14 protein-coding genes are annotated in these 16,558 nt (G+C 70.8%); 9 read left to right on the top strand and 5 right to left on the bottom strand.

Going from position 1 to position 16,558, the window contains the following annotated elements; genetic code table 11:
• Nucleotides 1–263 precede the first annotated feature (263 nt).
• From QTI17_RS21200 to QTI17_RS21170, 7 genes are read left to right on the top strand one after another with little or no spacing between them, the layout of a single operon-like run.
• Nucleotides 264–1,883 carry an acyl-CoA carboxylase subunit beta gene (locus QTI17_RS21200; RefSeq protein ID WP_286535428.1) on the top strand — a complete coding sequence of 540 codons (1,620 nt, stop codon included), beginning with the start codon at nt 264–266 and terminating at the stop codon, nt 1,881–1,883.
• A 14-nt stretch (nt 1,884–1,897) separates the two neighbouring features.
• A complete protein-coding gene (locus tag QTI17_RS21195) occupies nt 1,898–3,064 on the top strand; it encodes an acyl-CoA dehydrogenase family protein (RefSeq protein ID WP_286535427.1) in 1,167 nt (388 codons plus the stop codon).
• A 16-nt stretch (nt 3,065–3,080) separates the two neighbouring features.
• Nucleotides 3,081–3,932 carry an enoyl-CoA hydratase/isomerase family protein gene (locus tag QTI17_RS21190; protein WP_286535426.1) on the top strand — a complete coding sequence of 284 codons (852 nt, stop codon included), beginning with the start codon at nt 3,081–3,083 and terminating at the stop codon, nt 3,930–3,932.
• Between the two features lie 12 nt (nt 3,933–3,944).
• Nucleotides 3,945–5,957 (top strand): acetyl/propionyl/methylcrotonyl-CoA carboxylase subunit alpha, encoded by a 2,013-nt coding sequence (locus tag QTI17_RS21185; RefSeq protein WP_286535425.1) that lies wholly within the window; start codon nt 3,945–3,947, stop codon nt 5,955–5,957.
• Nucleotides 5,954–7,774, top strand: coding sequence for an acyclic terpene utilization AtuA family protein (locus QTI17_RS21180; protein WP_286535423.1), 1,821 nt, complete (start codon nt 5,954–5,956; stop codon nt 7,772–7,774). Before QTI17_RS21185 ends, QTI17_RS21180 begins: the two co-directional genes overlap by 4 nt.
• Before the next feature lie 16 nt (nt 7,775–7,790).
• Nucleotides 7,791–8,777 carry a tripartite tricarboxylate transporter substrate binding protein gene (locus tag QTI17_RS21175; RefSeq protein ID WP_286535422.1) on the top strand — a complete coding sequence of 329 codons (987 nt, stop codon included), beginning with the start codon at nt 7,791–7,793 and terminating at the stop codon, nt 8,775–8,777.
• A 5-nt stretch (nt 8,778–8,782) separates the two neighbouring features.
• Nucleotides 8,783–10,000 carry a CaiB/BaiF CoA transferase family protein gene (locus QTI17_RS21170; protein ID WP_286535421.1) on the top strand — a complete coding sequence of 406 codons (1,218 nt, stop codon included), beginning with the start codon at nt 8,783–8,785 and terminating at the stop codon, nt 9,998–10,000.
• An 11-nt stretch (nt 10,001–10,011) separates the two neighbouring features.
• Here QTI17_RS21170 and QTI17_RS21165 read toward each other — a convergent pair whose 3' ends face one another.
• Both QTI17_RS21165 and QTI17_RS21160 read right to left on the bottom strand, forming a co-directional pair.
• Nucleotides 10,012–11,451 carry a DUF2252 domain-containing protein gene (locus tag QTI17_RS21165; RefSeq protein WP_286535420.1) on the bottom strand — a complete coding sequence of 480 codons (1,440 nt, stop codon included), beginning with the start codon at nt 11,449–11,451 and terminating at the stop codon, nt 10,012–10,014.
• A 67-nt stretch (nt 11,452–11,518) separates the two neighbouring features.
• On the bottom strand, nt 11,519–12,484 hold the full coding sequence (locus QTI17_RS21160) for an AraC-like ligand-binding domain-containing protein (RefSeq protein ID WP_286535419.1): 966 nt from the start codon (nt 12,482–12,484) through the stop codon (nt 11,519–11,521).
• A 171-nt stretch (nt 12,485–12,655) separates the two neighbouring features.
• Here QTI17_RS21160 and QTI17_RS21155 point away from each other — a divergent pair, with 171 nt between their 5' ends.
• Nucleotides 12,656–13,705 carry a carbon-nitrogen hydrolase family protein gene (locus QTI17_RS21155; RefSeq protein ID WP_286535418.1) on the top strand — a complete coding sequence of 350 codons (1,050 nt, stop codon included), beginning with the start codon at nt 12,656–12,658 and terminating at the stop codon, nt 13,703–13,705.
• A 25-nt stretch (nt 13,706–13,730) separates the two neighbouring features.
• Nucleotides 13,731–14,792, top strand: a complete 1,062-nt coding sequence (locus QTI17_RS21150) for a phenylacetaldoxime dehydratase family protein (protein WP_286535417.1) — start codon at nt 13,731–13,733, stop codon at nt 14,790–14,792.
• A 10-nt stretch (nt 14,793–14,802) separates the two neighbouring features.
• On the opposite strand, the gene QTI17_RS21145 is transcribed toward QTI17_RS21150, so the two are convergent.
• The 3 genes from QTI17_RS21145 to QTI17_RS21135 are packed head-to-tail and all read right to left on the bottom strand — an operon-like array spanning nt 14,803 to nt 16,543.
• Nucleotides 14,803–15,237 carry an acyl-CoA thioesterase gene (locus tag QTI17_RS21145; protein ID WP_286535415.1) on the bottom strand — a complete coding sequence of 145 codons (435 nt, stop codon included), beginning with the start codon at nt 15,235–15,237 and terminating at the stop codon, nt 14,803–14,805.
• The gene (locus QTI17_RS21140; RefSeq protein WP_286535699.1) at nt 15,234–15,770 is read right to left on the bottom strand and encodes a MarR family winged helix-turn-helix transcriptional regulator; all 537 of its coding nucleotides are present in this window, start codon (nt 15,768–15,770) and stop codon (nt 15,234–15,236) included. The genes QTI17_RS21145 and QTI17_RS21140 overlap by 4 nt, the downstream gene beginning before the upstream one ends.
• On the bottom strand, nt 15,770–16,543 hold the full coding sequence (locus tag QTI17_RS21135) for an SDR family NAD(P)-dependent oxidoreductase (RefSeq protein ID WP_286535414.1): 774 nt from the start codon (nt 16,541–16,543) through the stop codon (nt 15,770–15,772). The genes QTI17_RS21140 and QTI17_RS21135 overlap by 1 nt, the downstream gene beginning before the upstream one ends.
• Between the last annotated feature and the right edge of the window lie 15 nt (nt 16,544–16,558).

The following is a 16,558-nucleotide window of genomic DNA, read 5'->3' as shown; positions in this document are numbered from 1 at the left end:
CTCCGGAGGCCTTCGTTGGAAGGACACGAGTCTCGAACGCCTCGGCAGCAAGGTCAAGGCCCACCTCGTTGCCGCACATCAAGGGTAATCCCGCAACGCAGTGCCCATTTGTGCACATTGTGCACACCTGGGCACTTTGTCGTTGCGAACCCGCAGGGACTCGTCTGCAATGCGTTCACCCCTGCAGAAGCCCCAGCCGCCAAAGACCCCCTTCACCAGATGCAGATCGTCCCGTCGCAACTTCATTGCGAAAGTCCCCACCCATGACTCCGTTCCAATCCCGCCTTCATCCGGCGTCCGAGGCCTTCCAGGCGCAGCGCGCCGGCATGCTCGCATTGATCGACGAGCTGCGCGCGCTGGAGCAGCGCGCCGCCGATGCCTCCGCGCGCGCCACCGCCAACTTCGAGAAGCGAGGCGCGCTGCTGCCGCGCGAACGCATGAGCCGGCTGCTCGACCCCGGGGCGCCCTTCCTGCCGATCGCCAATCTCGCGGGCTATGGCATGGACGACCCCGATCCGGCCTCCTGCGTGCCCGGTGGCTCGCAGATCGCCGGCATCGGCTTCGTGAGCGGCGTGCGCTGCATGGTGGTGGTGACCGATTCCGGCATCGACGCCGGCGCGCTGACCGAGTCGGGCAACCAGAAGCTGATGCGCTGCCAGGAGCTCGCGCTCGAGAACAAGCTTCCCTTCGTCCACCTGGTCGAATCGGCCGGCGCCAACCTGCGCAAGTACCGGGTCGAGAAATTCATCCGCGGCGGCGGCATGTTCTACAACCTCGCACGCCTCTCGGCGGCCGGCCTGCCGATCGTGACGGTGGTTCACGGCTCGTCGACCGCCGGCGGTGCCTACATGCCGGGCCTGTCGGACTACGTCGTGATGGTGCGCGGCCGGGCCAAGGCCTTCCTCGCCGGCCCACCGCTGCTCAAGGCCGCCACGGGCGAGATCGCGACCGATGAAGAACTCGGCGGCACCGACATGCACGCCAGCGTCAGCGGCCTCGCCGAATACGTGGCCGAGGATGACGCGCACGCCATCGCGGTCGCGCGCGACATCGTCGCCAACCTCGGCTGGCGGCGCGCCGCCGACGATGCGGGAGCCGCCTTCCAGCCGCCGCGACTCGATCCCGAGGAACTCGCGGGCGCGATGGTGCTGGAACACCGGAAGCCCATCGACATGCGCGAGGTGATCGCGCGCGTCGTCGACGATTCGTGCTGGATGGACTTCAAGCCCGACTACGGGCCGGCCACCATTTGCGGCAATGGCCGCATCGAAGGCCACAACGTCGGCTTCGTCACCAACAACGGCCCGATCGACCCCGCCGGCGCGACCAAGGCGGCGCAGTTCATCCAGCTGTGCAACCAGTCGGGCACGCCGATCGTCTACCTGCAGAACACCACCGGCTTCATCGTCGGCCGAGCCTCCGAAGAGGCCGGCATGATCAAGCACGGCAGCAAGATGATCCAGGCGCTGGCCAATTCCCAGGTGCCGCAGGTCACGGTCTATTGCGGCGCCTCGTTCGGCGCTGGGAACTACGGCATGTGCGGCCGCGCCTTCCATCCGCGCTTCTGTTTCTCGTGGCCCAACGCGCGCACCGCCGTGATGGGCGGCGAGCAGGCCGCGACCACGCTGGAGATCGTGGCGCGCCAGCAGGCCGAACGAAAAGGCGCGACCGTCGACGACGCCAAGCTCGCGGCGCAAAAGGCCGAGATCGTCGCCAACTTCGAGCGCCAGGCGAGCGCCTTCCACACCAGCGGCCATCTGCTCGACGACGGCGTGATCGACCCGCGCCGCACGCGCGACGTACTGGCCCTCGTGCTCGCGACCGCGCGCGAAGCCGAACAGCGCACCACCCGCCCGATGCAGTTCGGCGTCGCGCGCTTCTAGCCCCGAGGACTCCCATGCTTTACACATCCGAACACCAGGCGCTGATGCAGAGCATCCGCCGCTTCATCGCCTCCGAGATCGACCCCTTCGTCGACGAATGGGAAGCCGCCGAGATCTTCCCGGCGCACGACCTGTTCCGGAAGATGGGCGGCCTCGGCTTTCTCGGCATCACCAAGCCCGAGGCCTATGGCGGCCTGGGCCTCGACTTCTCGTATGCACTGGCGGCCGCCGAGGCGATGGGCTACGCGCGCGCCCAAGGCGTGGCGATGGCCATCGGCGTGCAGTCGAACATGGCGACGCCGGCGCTGGCGGCCTTCGGTTCCGACGATCTCAAGCGCGAGTTCCTGGCGCCCGCGATCGCCGGCGAGATGGTGGCCGCCATCGGCGTGTCGGAACAGGGTGCCGGCTCGGACGTCGCCTCGCTCAAGACCCGGGCCCGGCGCGACGGCGACGACTACGTGATCAGCGGCTCGAAGATGTGGATCACCAACGGCACCCAGGCCGACTGGATCTGCCTCTTGTGCAACACCTCCGAAGGCGGCTCGGCGCACAAGAACAAGTCGCTGATCATCGTGCCGCTCACGCAGGACGGGAAACGCACGCGCGGCATCGAGGTGCAGAAGATCAGGAAGTTCGGCATGTGGAGTTCCGACACGGCGCAGATTTTCTTCGACGAGGTGCGCGTGCCGGTGCGCCATCGCATCGGCGAAGAAGGCATGGGCTTCATCTACCAGATGAAGCAGTTCCAGGAAGAGCGGCTCGACGGCGCGGCGCGGCGCCTGTCGGCCATGGCCTGGATCCAGGAGACCGCCGACTACCTGCGCCAGCGCCAGGCCTTCGGCCGGCCGCTTCTGGACAACCAGTTCATCCAGTACAAGCTGGCCGAGCTCAAGACCGAGCTCGAAGCCCTGCGCGCCCTGGTCTACGTCGCGACCCAGACCTACATCGAGGGCGGCGACGTGGTTGAGCTGGCCTCGATGGCCAAGCTCAAGGCCGGGCGGCTGTCGCGCGAGATCGCCGACTGGTGCATGCAGTTCCAGGGCGGCATGGGCTACACCTGGGACAACCCGGTGTCGCGCGCCTACCGCGACTACCGGCTTGGCTCCATCGGCGGCGGCGCGGATGAAGTGATGCTGATGGTCATCGCCCGCCAGATGGGCCTCATGAACATGGACGCCTGAAGCGATGGCCCCGACCATGGACTACAGGCACCTCCTGCTCCGGCGCCGGCACGACGTGCTGTTCGCGACCTTGCACCAGCCGAAGACGCGCAACGCCCTCTCGCCCGAGGTGGTGGCCGAGCTCGCAGAAGTGATCGGCCTCGCCGAGTCCGACGTGGCCGTGCGGGCGCTGGTGCTGCGCGGCAGCCAGGGCTTCTTCTGCGCCGGCGGCAATGTCGGCAGCTTCCAGTCGCGGCTCGACGCCGACCCCAGCGGCGGCGAAGACCCCGTGGCCGCGCGCAACCGCGAGTTCGGCCGCTTCATGCAACGCCTGGCCGCGCTGCCGGTGCCGGTGATCGCCGTCGTCGAAGGCGCAGCGATGGGCGGCGGCATGGGCCTCGCCTGCGCTGCCGACATCGTGCTGGCGACGCGCGATGCGCGCTTCGCGCTGAGCGAGACCTCGCTCGGCATCATCCCGGCGCAGATCGCGCCTTTCGTGGTGGCGCGCCTGGGCCATCGGATCGCGCGCCGGCTCGGGCTCAGCGGCGAGCGCGTGAGCGGCGACACGGCCTTGCGCCTCGGCCTCGTCGATGAACTCGCAGCCGATGGTGCGGCACTCGACGAACTGCTCGCACAGTGGCTCGGCCGGGTCGGCGCCTGCGGGCCGCTGGCCAATCGCGTGCTCAAGCCGCTGCTGCAACGCTGCGGGCGTGAAAGCGATGAATCGCTGCTCGACGACGCGGCCCGCCAGTTCGCCGGCTGCATGCGCAGCGAAGGCGCCGAGGGCATCGCGGCCTTTCGCGAGAAGCGCGCCGCCGCATGGCATCGCGAATTCAGCGCCGCCGAGATCCGCGAAGCGCAGGCCGTGCCGGCCTCCGCCGCCGCCTGAGGAACAACTTCCATGACCACGCGCAAACAGATCCGCCCCTTCCACACCGTGCTCGTCGCCAACCGCGGCGAGATCGCGATCCGCATCCTTCGCACCGTGCGCCGCATGGGCTACGGCAGCGTCGCCGTGTACTCCGAAGCCGATCGTTCGAGCCCCCATGTGCGGGCCGCCGACCGCGCCGTGCTGATCGGCGGCGCGGCGCCGCGCGATTCGTACCTGAACATTCCCGCCATCCTCGAAGCGGCGCGCCGCACGGGCGCCGACGCGGTGCATCCCGGCTACGGCTTCCTGGCCGAGAACGAGGACTTCGCGGACGCGGTCGATGCCGCCGGGCTGGTCTTCATCGGCCCTTCGGGCGCGGCGATCCGCGCGATGGGCAACAAGGCGCAGGCCAAGCGGCTCGTGATGGCCGCCGAGATGCCCTGCATTCCCGGCTACCAAGGCGAGGACCAGCGCGACGCTGCCTTCGTGCACGCGGCCGCGGACATCGGCTTCCCGGTGATGGTGAAGGCCGCGGCCGGCGGCGGCGGGCGCGGCATGCGGCTGGTCGAGGACGCCGCCGCGCTGCCGCAGGCCCTGGCCTCGGCGCGCTCCGAGGCCGAGGTGGCCTTCGGCTCCGGCGAACTGATCCTCGAACGCGCGGTGGTCGCGCCGCGCCACGTCGAGATCCAGATCCTGGCCGACAGCCACGGCCACGTGATCCATCTCGGCGAGCGCGACTGCTCGGTGCAGCGGCGCCACCAGAAGGTGATCGAGGAAGCGCCCTCGCCCGCCGTCGACGCCGCCCTGCGCGCACGCATGGGCGAAGCAGCGGTCAAGAGCGCCCGGGCGATCGGCTACATCGGTGCCGGCACGATGGAATTCCTGCTTGACCGGGACGGTCGCTTCTATTTCATGGAGATGAACACCCGCCTGCAGGTAGAGCATGCGGTGACCGAGGCGATCACCGGCCTCGATCTGGTCGAATGGCAGTTGCGCATCGCGGCCGGCGAGCCGCTGGCGATCCAGCAGACCGAGGTGCGGCTCGACGGCCATGCGATCGAGGTCCGACTCACGGCCGAAGACGTGCCCGCGGGCTTCCTGCCGCAGACCGGCCCGGTGCTGCGCTGGCGGCCGCCGGCCGACGGCCACGACGTCCGGGTCGACCATGCGCTGGCCGAGGGCGGGGCCGTGTCGCCGCACTACGACTCGATGGTCGCCAAGCTGGTGGCGCACGGCGCCACGCGCGAGGAAGCATTGCGCAAGCTGCTGCGGGCCACCGAACACTGCGTGCTGCTCGGCCTGCCGAGCAACCAGGGCTTCATCGCCGATTGCCTGGCCGATCCGGTGTTCGCCGACGGCCTGCAGGTCAACACCGGCTTCGTGCCGCAGCGCTTCGGTGCCGCCCTGGCCAAACGCGCGGTGCCGACCTCGCGGACCGTCGCGCTGGCGGCCTTTGCGGCGCTGGCCGAGGCGATGCCCGGCGCGGCGGGCTCGCTGTCGATCGCGACCCACGCGCTGGGCCAGCAGCCGGCGCGGATCGCGCTGGCCCAGGGCAGCGTTCGCTGGGACGTGCGCCTGGCCGGCCAGGGCACGCACTGGGTGGCCGAGGTGCAGGGCCGCGATGCGGCACCCGAGCGTCTCGTGCTGCGCGATGCGCGCTGGCACGACGACGGCCGCAGCGCCATCAGCGCCGAATGCGACGGCATGGTCGAGAGCGCGGTGGTCGCGGCCCAGGACGACGCGCTGCACCTGTTCCACGCCGGCCGCGCCTGGCGCTTCGAGCGCACCAGCGAGCGCAAGAGCCGGGTCGCCGAAGGCGGCACCGGCGCCATCACCGCGCCGCTGACCGGCCGCATCGTCGAGGTTGCGGTGCGCGCCGGCGACGCGGTCGAGGCCGGCCAGCGGCTGGTGGTGCTCGAAGCCATGAAGATGGAGCACCAGCTGACCGCCCCGCTGGCCGGCGTGGTGGCCGAAGTCTGCGTGCAGGCCGGCGGCCAGTCGGCCAAGGGCGCGCTGCTGCTGCGCATCGAGGCCCGGGCATGACGAGGGCGGTGCGCATCGGCGGCGCCAGCGGCTTCTGGGGCGATTCCGCCATCGCCACCCCGCAGCTGCTGCAGGTCCCGGGCCTGCAGTACCTCGTCTACGACTACCTGGCCGAAACCACGATGTCGATCCTGGCGCGGGCGCGCGCCAAGGACCCGGCACTGGGCTACGCCACCGACTTCGTGCACGCCGCCATGGCGCCGAACCTGGGCGCGATCTGCGCCCGCGGCGTGCGCGTCATCGCCAACGCCGGCGGGCTGAACCCCGAAGCCTGCCGCGACGCGCTGGAGGCGGTCGCGCGGCAGCAGGGGCTGGCGCCCCGCATCGCCGTGGTCACGGGCGACGACCTGATGCCGCAGTTCGACGCGCTGCGCGCCCAGGGCCTGCGCGACCTGCACACCGGCGAGGCACCGCCGGCCGGCCTCTACTCGGCCAACGCCTACGTGGGCGCCCGCGGCATCGCGCAGGCCCTGGCCCTGGGTGCCGACATCGTGATCACCGGCCGCTGCGTCGACAGCGCGGTGGTGGTCGGCGCGCTGGCGCACGAGTTCGCCTGGCGCTGGGACGACTGGGACCGCATCGCCGCCGGCACCTTGGCGGGCCACGTGATCGAATGCGGCGCCCAGGCCACCGGCGGCCTCTTCACCGACTGGGCGCAGGTGCCCGACTGGGCCAACATGGGCTATCCGGTGATCGACTGCGCCGCCGACGGCAGCTTCGTGCTGTCCAAGCCCGAAGGCACGGGCGGCCTGATCCACCCCGGCGCGGTCGCCGAACAGGTGCTCTACGAAGTGGGCGACCCGGCCCACTACCTGATGCCCGACGTCAGCTGCGACTTCCGCCAGGTGCGGGTCGAGGCCGAGGCGCCGGGCCGGGTGCGCGTGAGCGGCGCCCGCGGCCGGCCTCCGACCGCCAGCTACAAGGCCAACGGCACCTGGCGCGACGGCTGGCAGCTGCAGCTGCTGATGGCGATCCGTGGCATCGATGCACCCGCCAAGGCGCGCAAGACCGCCGACGCCCTGCTCGAGCGCACCCGGGCCCAGCTGCGCGGCCGCGGGCTGGCCGACTACACCGAGACCCGGGTCGAGCTGCTCGGCTGCGAGGCACTCTACGGCGCCCACGCCCGCAGCCTGCCGACCCGCGAAGTGGTGCTCCGGATCGCGGCGCGCCATGCCGACCCCCAGGGCCTGGCCTTCCTGCAGCGCGAGTGCGCCTCGGCCGGGACTTCGATGGGACCGGGCACGCGCTCCTCGTTCGCGGGCCGCGCCGACGTGCAGCCGGTCATCAAGGTCTTTTCGTTCCTGGTGCCGAAGGCGCAGCTGGCGCTGCGGGTCGCGCTCGACGACAGGAGCGAGGCCGTCGCGCCGCCGGCGCAGGGCCCGGCCACCGCGCCCTCGCCGCTGGACGTCGACGCCACGCGGATCCAGCCCGGCGACGACGCCGTGAGCGTGCCGCTGGTGGCGCTGGCCTGGGCCCGCAGCGGCGACAAGGGCGACGACGAGAACATCGGCGTGATCGCGCGCCGCCCCGAATTCCTGCCGCTGCTGCGCGCACAGCTCGGGCCGGCGCAGCTGCGCGCGTACTTCGCGCACCTGGTCGACGGCAAGGTCGAGCGCTTCGAGGTCCCCGGCCTGCACGCGCTGAACTTCGTGCTGCAGCGGGCGCTGGGCGGCGGCGGCGTCGCCAGCCTGCGCTCCGACCCGCTCGGCAAGTCCTTCGCCCAGATGCTGCTCGACCACCCGGTCCGGATCCCGCGACGCTGGATCGACGAAGGGCTGGTGACCGGCCCGGCGCCGGACCACGCTTCCCACCCATAACCCAAGGAGAGACACGATGACATCGATTGTTCGCCGCAAGGCACTGGCTGCCGCCCTGGCGCTGTTCGCGATCGCAGGTGCCGGCGGCAGCGCATCGGCGCAGGAGGCCTATCCCTCCAAGCCGATCCGGGTGGTGGTGCCCTACACGCCCGGCGGCGTCTCCGACGCGGTGACCCGGCTGGTGATGCAGAAGCTGGCCGATCGCCTGAAGGCCACGGTGGTGGTAGACAACCAGGGCGGCGCCAACGGCCAGATCGGCTCGGCCGCGGTGGCGCGGGCGGCGCCCGACGGCTACACGCTGCTGGTGGTGGTGGCGGCGCACGCGATCAACCCCAGTCTCTATCCCAGGATGAGCTACTCGCCGCTGCAGGACCTGCGCGGCGTGAGCGAGTTCGGCGCCATCCCGCTGCTGATGGTGTCCAGCGCGCAATTGCCGCCGACCGACCTCAAGGGCTTCGTGGCCTGGGCCAAGGCCAACCCGCAGCGCGCCACCTTCGCCTCCAGCGGTGCCGGCTCGGGCGCGCACCTGGTGGCCGAGCAGTTCGCCCAGACCGCCGGCGTGCCGATGACCCACGTGCCTTACAAGGGCATCGCGCCGGCCCTGCCCGACCTGTTCGCGGGCCAGGTCTCGGTCATCTTCGACTCGGTGCAGACCATGATGCCGCACATCAAGGCGGGCAAGCTGCGCGGCCTGGCGATGACCAGCGCCAAGCGCTGGCCCGCGGCCCCCGACGTTCCGACGATGGCCGAAGCCGGCTACCCGGGCATGACCGGCGGCAGCTGGATCGGCCTCCTGGCACCCGCCAAGACGCCCAACGAGATCGTCCACAAGCTGTCGGCCGAGTTGCAGCAGGTGTTGCAGCTGCCCGAGATCCGCGACAAGCTGATCGACTACGGCATCGACCCGGTCGGCGGGAGACCGGAGCAGTTCGACGCCTTCATCCGCAGCGAGGCCGCGCGCTGGGCCGAGGTGGTGAAGAAGGCCGACATCCGGCTGGAGTGAGAACGATGGCAGCCATCCTCGAAGGCATCAAGGTGCTGGACCTGACCCGGGTCATCGCCGGGCCGCTGTGCACGCAGATCCTGGCCGACATGGGCGCCACGGTCTACAAGATCGAGAAGCCCGGCGAGGGCGACGACACCCGCCGCATGGGGCCGTTCCTGCCCGATGCCGAGGGCGCCGACAGCAACGATTCGGCGCTCTACCTGGCCTACAACCGCGGCAAGCAATCGGTCACGCTGGACATCGCCACGCCCGAGGGTGCCGCGCTGGCGCGCGAGCTGGCGGCGCGCTGCGACGTGGTGGTCGAGAACTACAAGGTCGGCACCTTGGCGCGCTACGGGCTCGACGAGGCCAGCATCCGCCGCCTGCGCCCGGACATCGTCTACTGCTCGGTCACCGGCTTCGGCCAGGGCGGCCCCTACGCCGGCCGGCCGGCCTACGACTTCATCCTGCAGGGCCTGGCCGGCGTGATGAGCACCTGCGGCCAGGCCGAGGGCACGCCGGGCGCCGAACCGATGCGCACCGCGATCCCGATCACCGACGTGGTGACCGGGCTCTATGCCGCGATCGGCGTGGTGGGAGCGCTCTACCACCGGCGCGAGACCGGCGAAGGACAGCATGTGGATGCGGCCATGCTCGATGCCTCGGTCGCGCTCAACGGCCATCTGGCGCTCGGCTTCCTCATGAACGGCAAGGTGCCGCCGCGGGTGGGCAACACCAACCCGATCGCCTCGCCGTCCGAGGTGTTCGCCTGCGCCGACGGCCACCTGATCGTGGCGGCCGGCAACAACGGCCAGTTCCAGGCGCTGTGCCGCGCGCTGGGCTGCCCCGGGTGGACCGACGATCCGCGCTTCGGCAGCAACGCGCTGCGGGTCGCCAACCGGGGCCCGCTGCGCGACTTGTTGGCCCCGGCGCTGGCCGGCCGGCTGCGGGCCGAGCTGCTCGCCGCGCTCGAAGCTGCCGGCGTTCCCTGCGGTCCGATCAACGACATGCGGGGCGTGTTCGAGGACCCGCAGACCCGGCACCGCGAACTGGCCTTGCGCCTGCCGCACGGCCGGGGCGTGGACGTGCCGAGCCTGCGCAGCCCACTGCGTTTTTCGGGCACGCCGGTGGTGCACCGGGCTTCGCCGATGCTGGGCGAGCACAGTGCGCAGGTGCTGGCGGCGGAACTGGGCCTGGACGCCGAGCGGCTGCAGGCGCTGCGCGAGCGCGCGATCGTCTGACGCCTGCGGACCTATTCGGCCACCTCCACCAGCCCCTCCTTCGCCGCCGCGGCGAAGCTCGCATGATCGGCCTCGGTCTGCGCCGCATAGGCGGCGGCGAACGCCACCAGCGCATCGTCGAACACGTCCGACTTGCCGAGGTAGCCGCCGATCATCGCCGCGTCGCCCGACTTGGCGTGCGCCAGCGCCAGCGCCCAGCCGCAGAGGCGGCAGTACTCGATGAAGCCGGCCTGCGTGGTCTGGCCCGGCTCCATCTCGATGCCGCCCTTCATGTCGCGCAGCTGCCGGATGTAGAAGTGCACGCCGTCGATCTCGCCCCAGCCGAGGAAGATGTCGGGCGAGCCCTGGATCAGCCGCTGCCCGCGCACCACGCGCTCGCCATGATTGGTGGGCGCGTCGGGCGATGCCGCGCAGCCCACATAGGCTTCCAGCACGGAGGGCTGCGCTTCTTTCAGCTGCAGGAACAGCGGGTCGTCCCAATCGCGCCCCTGCATCAGGACAATCCAGCAGCGGGTGCCGACGCTGCCCACTCCGACCACCTTCTGCGCCGCGTCGAGCACGCGGTAGCGCGAAAGAAGCAGCCGCCGGTCCGGGGCCAGCGACTCGAGGTAGTGGGCCAGGCAGTGCCCGATCGCCTCGTCCACCGGCCGCCCCATCGAGGTCACGCTGGCGCGCACGATGAAGGGGTGCTGCTCGATGATCCGGTGCTGGTCGTCGACCAGGTCGGTCATCTTGTCGAGCACCTGCATGTGGGTGCGCTTGCGCGCCTTGTCGAGCACGGCATCGGCGCTCCCGCGCATGGCCGGCGGCAGCGATTCGAGCAGCCGGTCGCTGTGGATCGTGTCGTACCAGACCTCCATCTGCCCCATGCCCGCATAGCGGCGCATCCGGCTGCGATAGCTCTCCACCGCGGCCCGCGCGGCGGCTTCCCGCCCCGCCTTGTCGCACGACAGATGATCGGCCGCCACATAGGCACTGGCCGCCAGCCGCTTGACGTCCCATTCCCAGGGCCCGGGCTGGGTCTCGTCGAAATCGTTGATCGCGAACACCAGCTGCCGCTCGGCCGACGCGAAGACGCCGAAGTTGGCGACATGCATGTCGCCGCAGGCCTGCACCTGCAGCCCCGTGTTCGGGCTCGGCGCCAGGTCGGCCGCCATGACGGCCGCCGCGCCGCGCAGGAAGGCGAACGGCGACTGCAGCATGCGGGCGTGCCGCACCGGCACCAAGTCCGCTATCCGGGTGCTCGCCTGCGCCAGCAGGATCGCCACCGGATCGACCTGCGGTGAGCGCTCGAAGGCGCCATGGCTGGCCCGGGGCAGACGCTCTCGCAGCGCCTTGCCCATGGCCATGCGCTCCTCGACACTGGGCCGGGGCGTCGTGAAGGCGCTCGCCAGGGCGCGTGCCCGGCGGTCCAGTTCTTCGTCGGGGTCGGCTCTGTCGGCGCGCGCCATGGGTGTCTCCGGTGTGGCTCTTTCGCGCATCATGCCGCAATCCCATGCCCGGCAGCCGGGCGCCGATTCAATGCGCGATGCGCTGGCGCCACTCGCGCGGCGAGCAGCCGAAACGCTCGCGAAACGCCCGGCTGAAATGCGCCGCGTCGCTGAAGCCGCGGCCATAGGCGATCTCGCCGACCGTGCGGCCGGCGGCGCGCGGGTCCAGCAGATCGCGGCTGCAGGCCTCTAGCCTTCGCTCCCAGATGTACTGCGCCGGCGTCACCGGCTCGCTCTTGAAGACGCGGTGGATCTGGCTCACCGACAGGCCGAGCGCAGCCGCCAGCGTGCCGACCGACAGCGCCGGATCGTCGAGCTGCTCGTCGATGCGGCGCTTGATGCGCGCCAGGTGGAAGGCGGTCAGGTTGCTCAGCGCCGGCGCGCGCGCCGCCGGCAGCGTCTGCAGCCCGGCCACCAGGATGTTGAGCACGCCATTGGCGACCGCCAGCGCCGACGCCGGCTGCAGCGCGTCGATGTCCTCGTGCAAGGTGCGGATCATGCCCAGCAGCAAGTGGCCGGCGCCCTCGCGGCCCGACACCGTGGTGGCGGTCAGGGCCTCGGTCTGGCGCAGTTCGCTGCGCAGGCGCTCGCCGGGCAGCTTGAGCACGATCTGCTCGAAGGCGTCGTCGAACTGCAGCTGATAGGGCCGCGTGCTGTCGTAGAGCGCGAAATCGCCCACCGACAGCACGGCGTCGCGGCCGTCCTGCCGGACCACGCCGCGGCCGCGGGCCTGGATGCTGACCAGGAAGTAGTCGTCCGACGAGCGCGCGATGTGGCCGGCGGTGCGCATCACCTTCTGCGGCCCCGACGTGACCACCGAGACATCGAGGCTGGGCAGCGTGTGCTGGCGGATGCTGCCGTCGAATTCGCCCCTGGGGCGATCGCCCGGCACCGGATCGCAGCCGAGCTGCACGTAGACGTTGCAGATCATGTCGGTCCAGTAGGCGAGCCGCTGCTCGCGCGGAACGACGGCTGTGCTGAGCAGTTGGGTCATGGGGATCCTTCCGGGGAGGTGCGCCAAAGGGCCGCTTGCAACGCTGGATCAAGAACGCCGCGAATTCCGGACAAGGCGCTTCCAGGCGGCGAACTTACGCTTCAAGCAACCCGCATGCCACCGCGCTAACCCGGATGCCGCGGGCCCCTTCCACCCCTTTGGAGAAACGCCATGTCCAGCACCACCCATCCCCGCCTGCGCGTCGCCGCGGTGCAAGCCGCCCCCGTCTTCCTCGACCTCGACGGCACCATCGACAAGACCATCGACCTGATGGCCCAGGCGGCCGGCCAGGGCGTGCAGCTGATCGCCTTTCCCGAGACCTGGGTGCCCGGCTATCCGTGGTGGATCTGGCTCGATTCGCCGGCCTGGGGCATGCAGTTCGTGCAGCGCTATCACGACAACGCCCTGGTCGTCGGCTCGCCCGAGTTCGACCGCATCCGCGAGGCCGCGCGCAAGCACCGCATCTGGGTCTCGCTCGGCTACAGCGAGAAGGCCGCCGGCAGCCTCTACATCGCCCAGGCCCTGATCGACGACCAGGGCAACACGCTGCAGACCCGGCGCAAGCTCAAGCCGACGCACGTCGAGCGCACCGTCTTCGGCGAAGGCGACGGCTCGGACCTCGCCGTGGTCGAGACGGCTATCGGCAACATCGGCTCGCTGTCGTGCTGGGAGCACCTGCAGCCGCTCAGCAAGTACGCGATGTACTCGCAGAACGAGCAGATCCACTGCGGCGCCTGGCCCAGCTTCTCGCTCTACCGCGGCGGCGCCTACGCGCTCGGCGCCGAAGTCAACAACGCCGCCAGCCAGGTGTACGCGGCCGAGGGCCAGTGCTTCGTGGTGGCGCCTTGCGCCACGGTCTCGAAGGCGATGCACGACCTGCTGTGCACCGACCCCGGCAAGCAGCAGATGCTGCTGGTCGGCGGCGGCTTCGCGCGCATCTACGGACCCGACGGCTCGCCGCTCGGCAAGAACCTGGCCGAGGACGAGGAAGGGCTGGTGGTGGCCGACATCGACCTCGGGATGATCTCGCTGGCCAAGGCGGCCGGCGACCCGGCCGGCCACTATTCGCGGCCCGACGTGACGCAGCTCCTGTTCAACAGGAAGCGGCGCGAGCCGGTGGTGCTGCAGGGCCCGGCCGAGCCCGAGAAGGCGGTCGCCGAGCCGGTGTCCACGCCGGTCGAAGCGGCTGCGGCCGCCGCCCGCCAGCCGGTCGTGGCCTGAGCCGCCGCCTCACAGGGGAAGCGCCATGGAATCCGCCATTGCCGAACACCTGAAATGTCCGCGCACCCGGCACCGCCGGGTGGAGGACGACTACACGCCGCCCTACCCCGTCTGGTCGGCTCGCGCAGCCGCCGGCGTGGGCCAGGTGGTGATGGGCTACTTCGGCGTGCAGTCGCGCGGGCCCGAGCTCCAGGGCCGCGCCTGCGCCGCCCTGATGAAGATCGCGCAAAGCTTCGGACTCGCCGACGGGCCGGGCCACCACGACCTGGCCCACTTCGTCGACGCCGAGGGCTGCGACAACATGATCGCGATCGCCTACTGGAGCGACCCGGCCGCCTTCGGACGCTGGTGCGCCACGCCCGAGATCGACGACTGGTGGCGCTCGCCGGCGCGGCTCGACGACGGACTGGGCTACTTCCGCGAGATCGCCTCGCCGCGGGCCGAGCACTACGAGACCATGTTCAGCACGCCCGACCGCTTCGAGGGCGTGGGTGTCGTGATGGGCGGCGGGGTCAGCGGCGAGATCCGGGAGCACGGCTACTGGGGTTCGATGCGCGACCGGATCCCGTTGTCGCAGACCGATGCGATGGTGGCATCGGGAAGCCGCAGCGCGATCCCGGCCACGCCCGCGCCGGGCCAGCGCGTGCGCATCGCGGGCCACCCCAACGTGGCGATGATCCGCTCGGGCCAGGAATGGACCGACACCACCGGCAAGGAGCGCACCCTCTACCTCGAGGACATGGAGCCGACCTTGCGCGAGGGCATGGACTTCCTGCGCGACCAGGGCCTCGCGATCGGCTGCTACAGCAACCGCTACATGCACCACCTCGACGCCAGGGGCGCGCCGCTGCAGAAGTCCTTCGGCCTGAGCTTCTGGCGCTCGCTGGCCGACATGGAGCGCTGGGCCGAGTCGCATCCCACGCACGTGGCGATCTTCGGCAGCTTCATGCGCTATGTGCAGGAGCTCAACTTCGAGCTGCAGCTGCGCGTGTACCACGAGGTGTCGGTGCTGAAGATGGACGAGCAGAGCTACGAGTACATCAACTGCCACCCGCGCACCGGGCTCATGAACGGCCTCGCGGCCTGAGCGAGGGCTGTCAGCCCTCGTCGGGCACGCCGCGCAGGATCGCATCGCGCAGCGCCGCGGGGATCTCGAGCGCGCGATGCGTCTCGAGCGAGGTCGTCACCAGCACCTGCCGCATTTGCATGCGCAGTTCGCCGTCGGCGCCCACGCACTGCAGCGCCAGGGTCAGCGAGCGCGTGCCGAGGCGCTCGACCACGAGCGCCAAGGTCACGCTGTCGCCGAAGCGGCTCACGGCGCGGAAATCGGCCTCGACCCGCACGGTCGGCAGGCCGATGCGCTGCTCGACGATCAGCCGCTGGTAGCCCACGCCCATCGCATTGACCCAGTCTTCGACCAGGCCGTTGAACATCACGAAGTACTGCGGATAGAAGACGATGCCCGCCGGGTCGCAGTCCGAGAAGCGGATCAGCCGTTCACGGCGGAACGCTGCGGCGGCGGCATCGCTCACGCCGGCTCCTCGCCGCCGGCCTCGTTGCGCATCACGTGCACGCGCAACTGGCCCAGCTGGCTGTGCAGCTGCTTCACGGTCTTCATGTCGAGCCCCGAGAACATCTCGAGGATCCACTGCTCGTGCTCGCTGGCCATGGCCTCGAAGCTGCGCCGGCCCTTGGGCGTGAGGCTCACGATCCAGGCCCGGCGGTCGTCGGGGCTGGCGGTGCGCGAGACCACGCCCTCGCGCTCGAGTTCGTCGGTGAGCCCGGTCACGTTGCCGCCGGTGACCATCAGGTAGCGCGACAGCACGCGCATCTTGAGCCCGTCCTTGTAGCGGTAGAGCTGGGCCATGTAGTCGAAGCGCGCCAGCGTGATGTCGAAGCGCTCGCGCAGCCGCTTGCGGATCTCGGCCTCGATCTGCGTCGTGCTGGCCAGCATGCGCAGCCAGAGCTTCAGCACGGCGTGGTCGTCGTTGCCGGCGCGGGCCTCGTGGCCCAGTTCCTCGGCGTCGCTGAGCGCCGCGTGCGACGGGTCGTTGGTGCTGTCGATCACGTGACTTCTCCCCCCGACACCGAGATCGACTGGCCGGTGACCGAGGCCGCAGCCTCGCCGCAGAGCCAGCGCACCGCATCGGCCACCTCGGCCGGCTGCACGATGCGGCGCTGCGGATTGACGACCGCGAACTCGGCCAGCGCATCGGCTTCGCTGCGGCCGGTCTTGCCGACCACGTTGGCGACGCTGTTGCGCAGGATGTCGGTGTCGGTGTAGCCGGGGCAGACCGCGTTGACCGTGACGCCCTTGCGCGCCACCTCGAGCGCCAGCGAGCGCGTGAGCCCGATCACGCCGTGCTTGGCCGCGGTGTAGGCAGCGACGTAGGCATAGCCCTTCTGGCCCGCGGTGCTGGCGATGTTGACGATGCGGCCCCAGCCGGCATCGAGCATGTCGGGCAGCGCCGCCTGCGCGCAGAGGAAGCTGCCCGTGAGGTTGACGCCGAGCATGCGCTGCCAGAGCTCGACCGAGGTCTTGAGGAAAGGCGCGCTCTCGGCCTGGCCGGCGTTGTTGACCAGGATCTCGACCGGGCCCGACGCCGCGCGCAAGGCCTCGAAGGCCGCGCGCACTGATTCGGCATCGGCGACATCGACCGCGGCCACCCCGTGCCCGCTGCCCGCCAGTTCGCTGCGCACGCGCTCCAGCGCGGCGCTGTCGCGGCCGAGCAGCGTGACACGGGCGCCCTCGGCCGCCAGGGTGCGCGCGATCTCGGCGCCGATTCCACGAGCCGCGCCGGTCACGACCGCGTGGCGCCCATTCAGTGAATTTTTCATGGCTAGCAAAACCGT

Source organism: Variovorax sp. J31P179 (assembly GCF_030316985.1).
GTDB lineage: Bacteria > Pseudomonadota > Gammaproteobacteria > Burkholderiales > Burkholderiaceae_C > Variovorax > Variovorax ginsengisoli_B.
The sequence above is the reverse complement of the archived record's forward strand: the minus strand, read 5'-3'. Positions and strand labels throughout refer to the sequence as shown.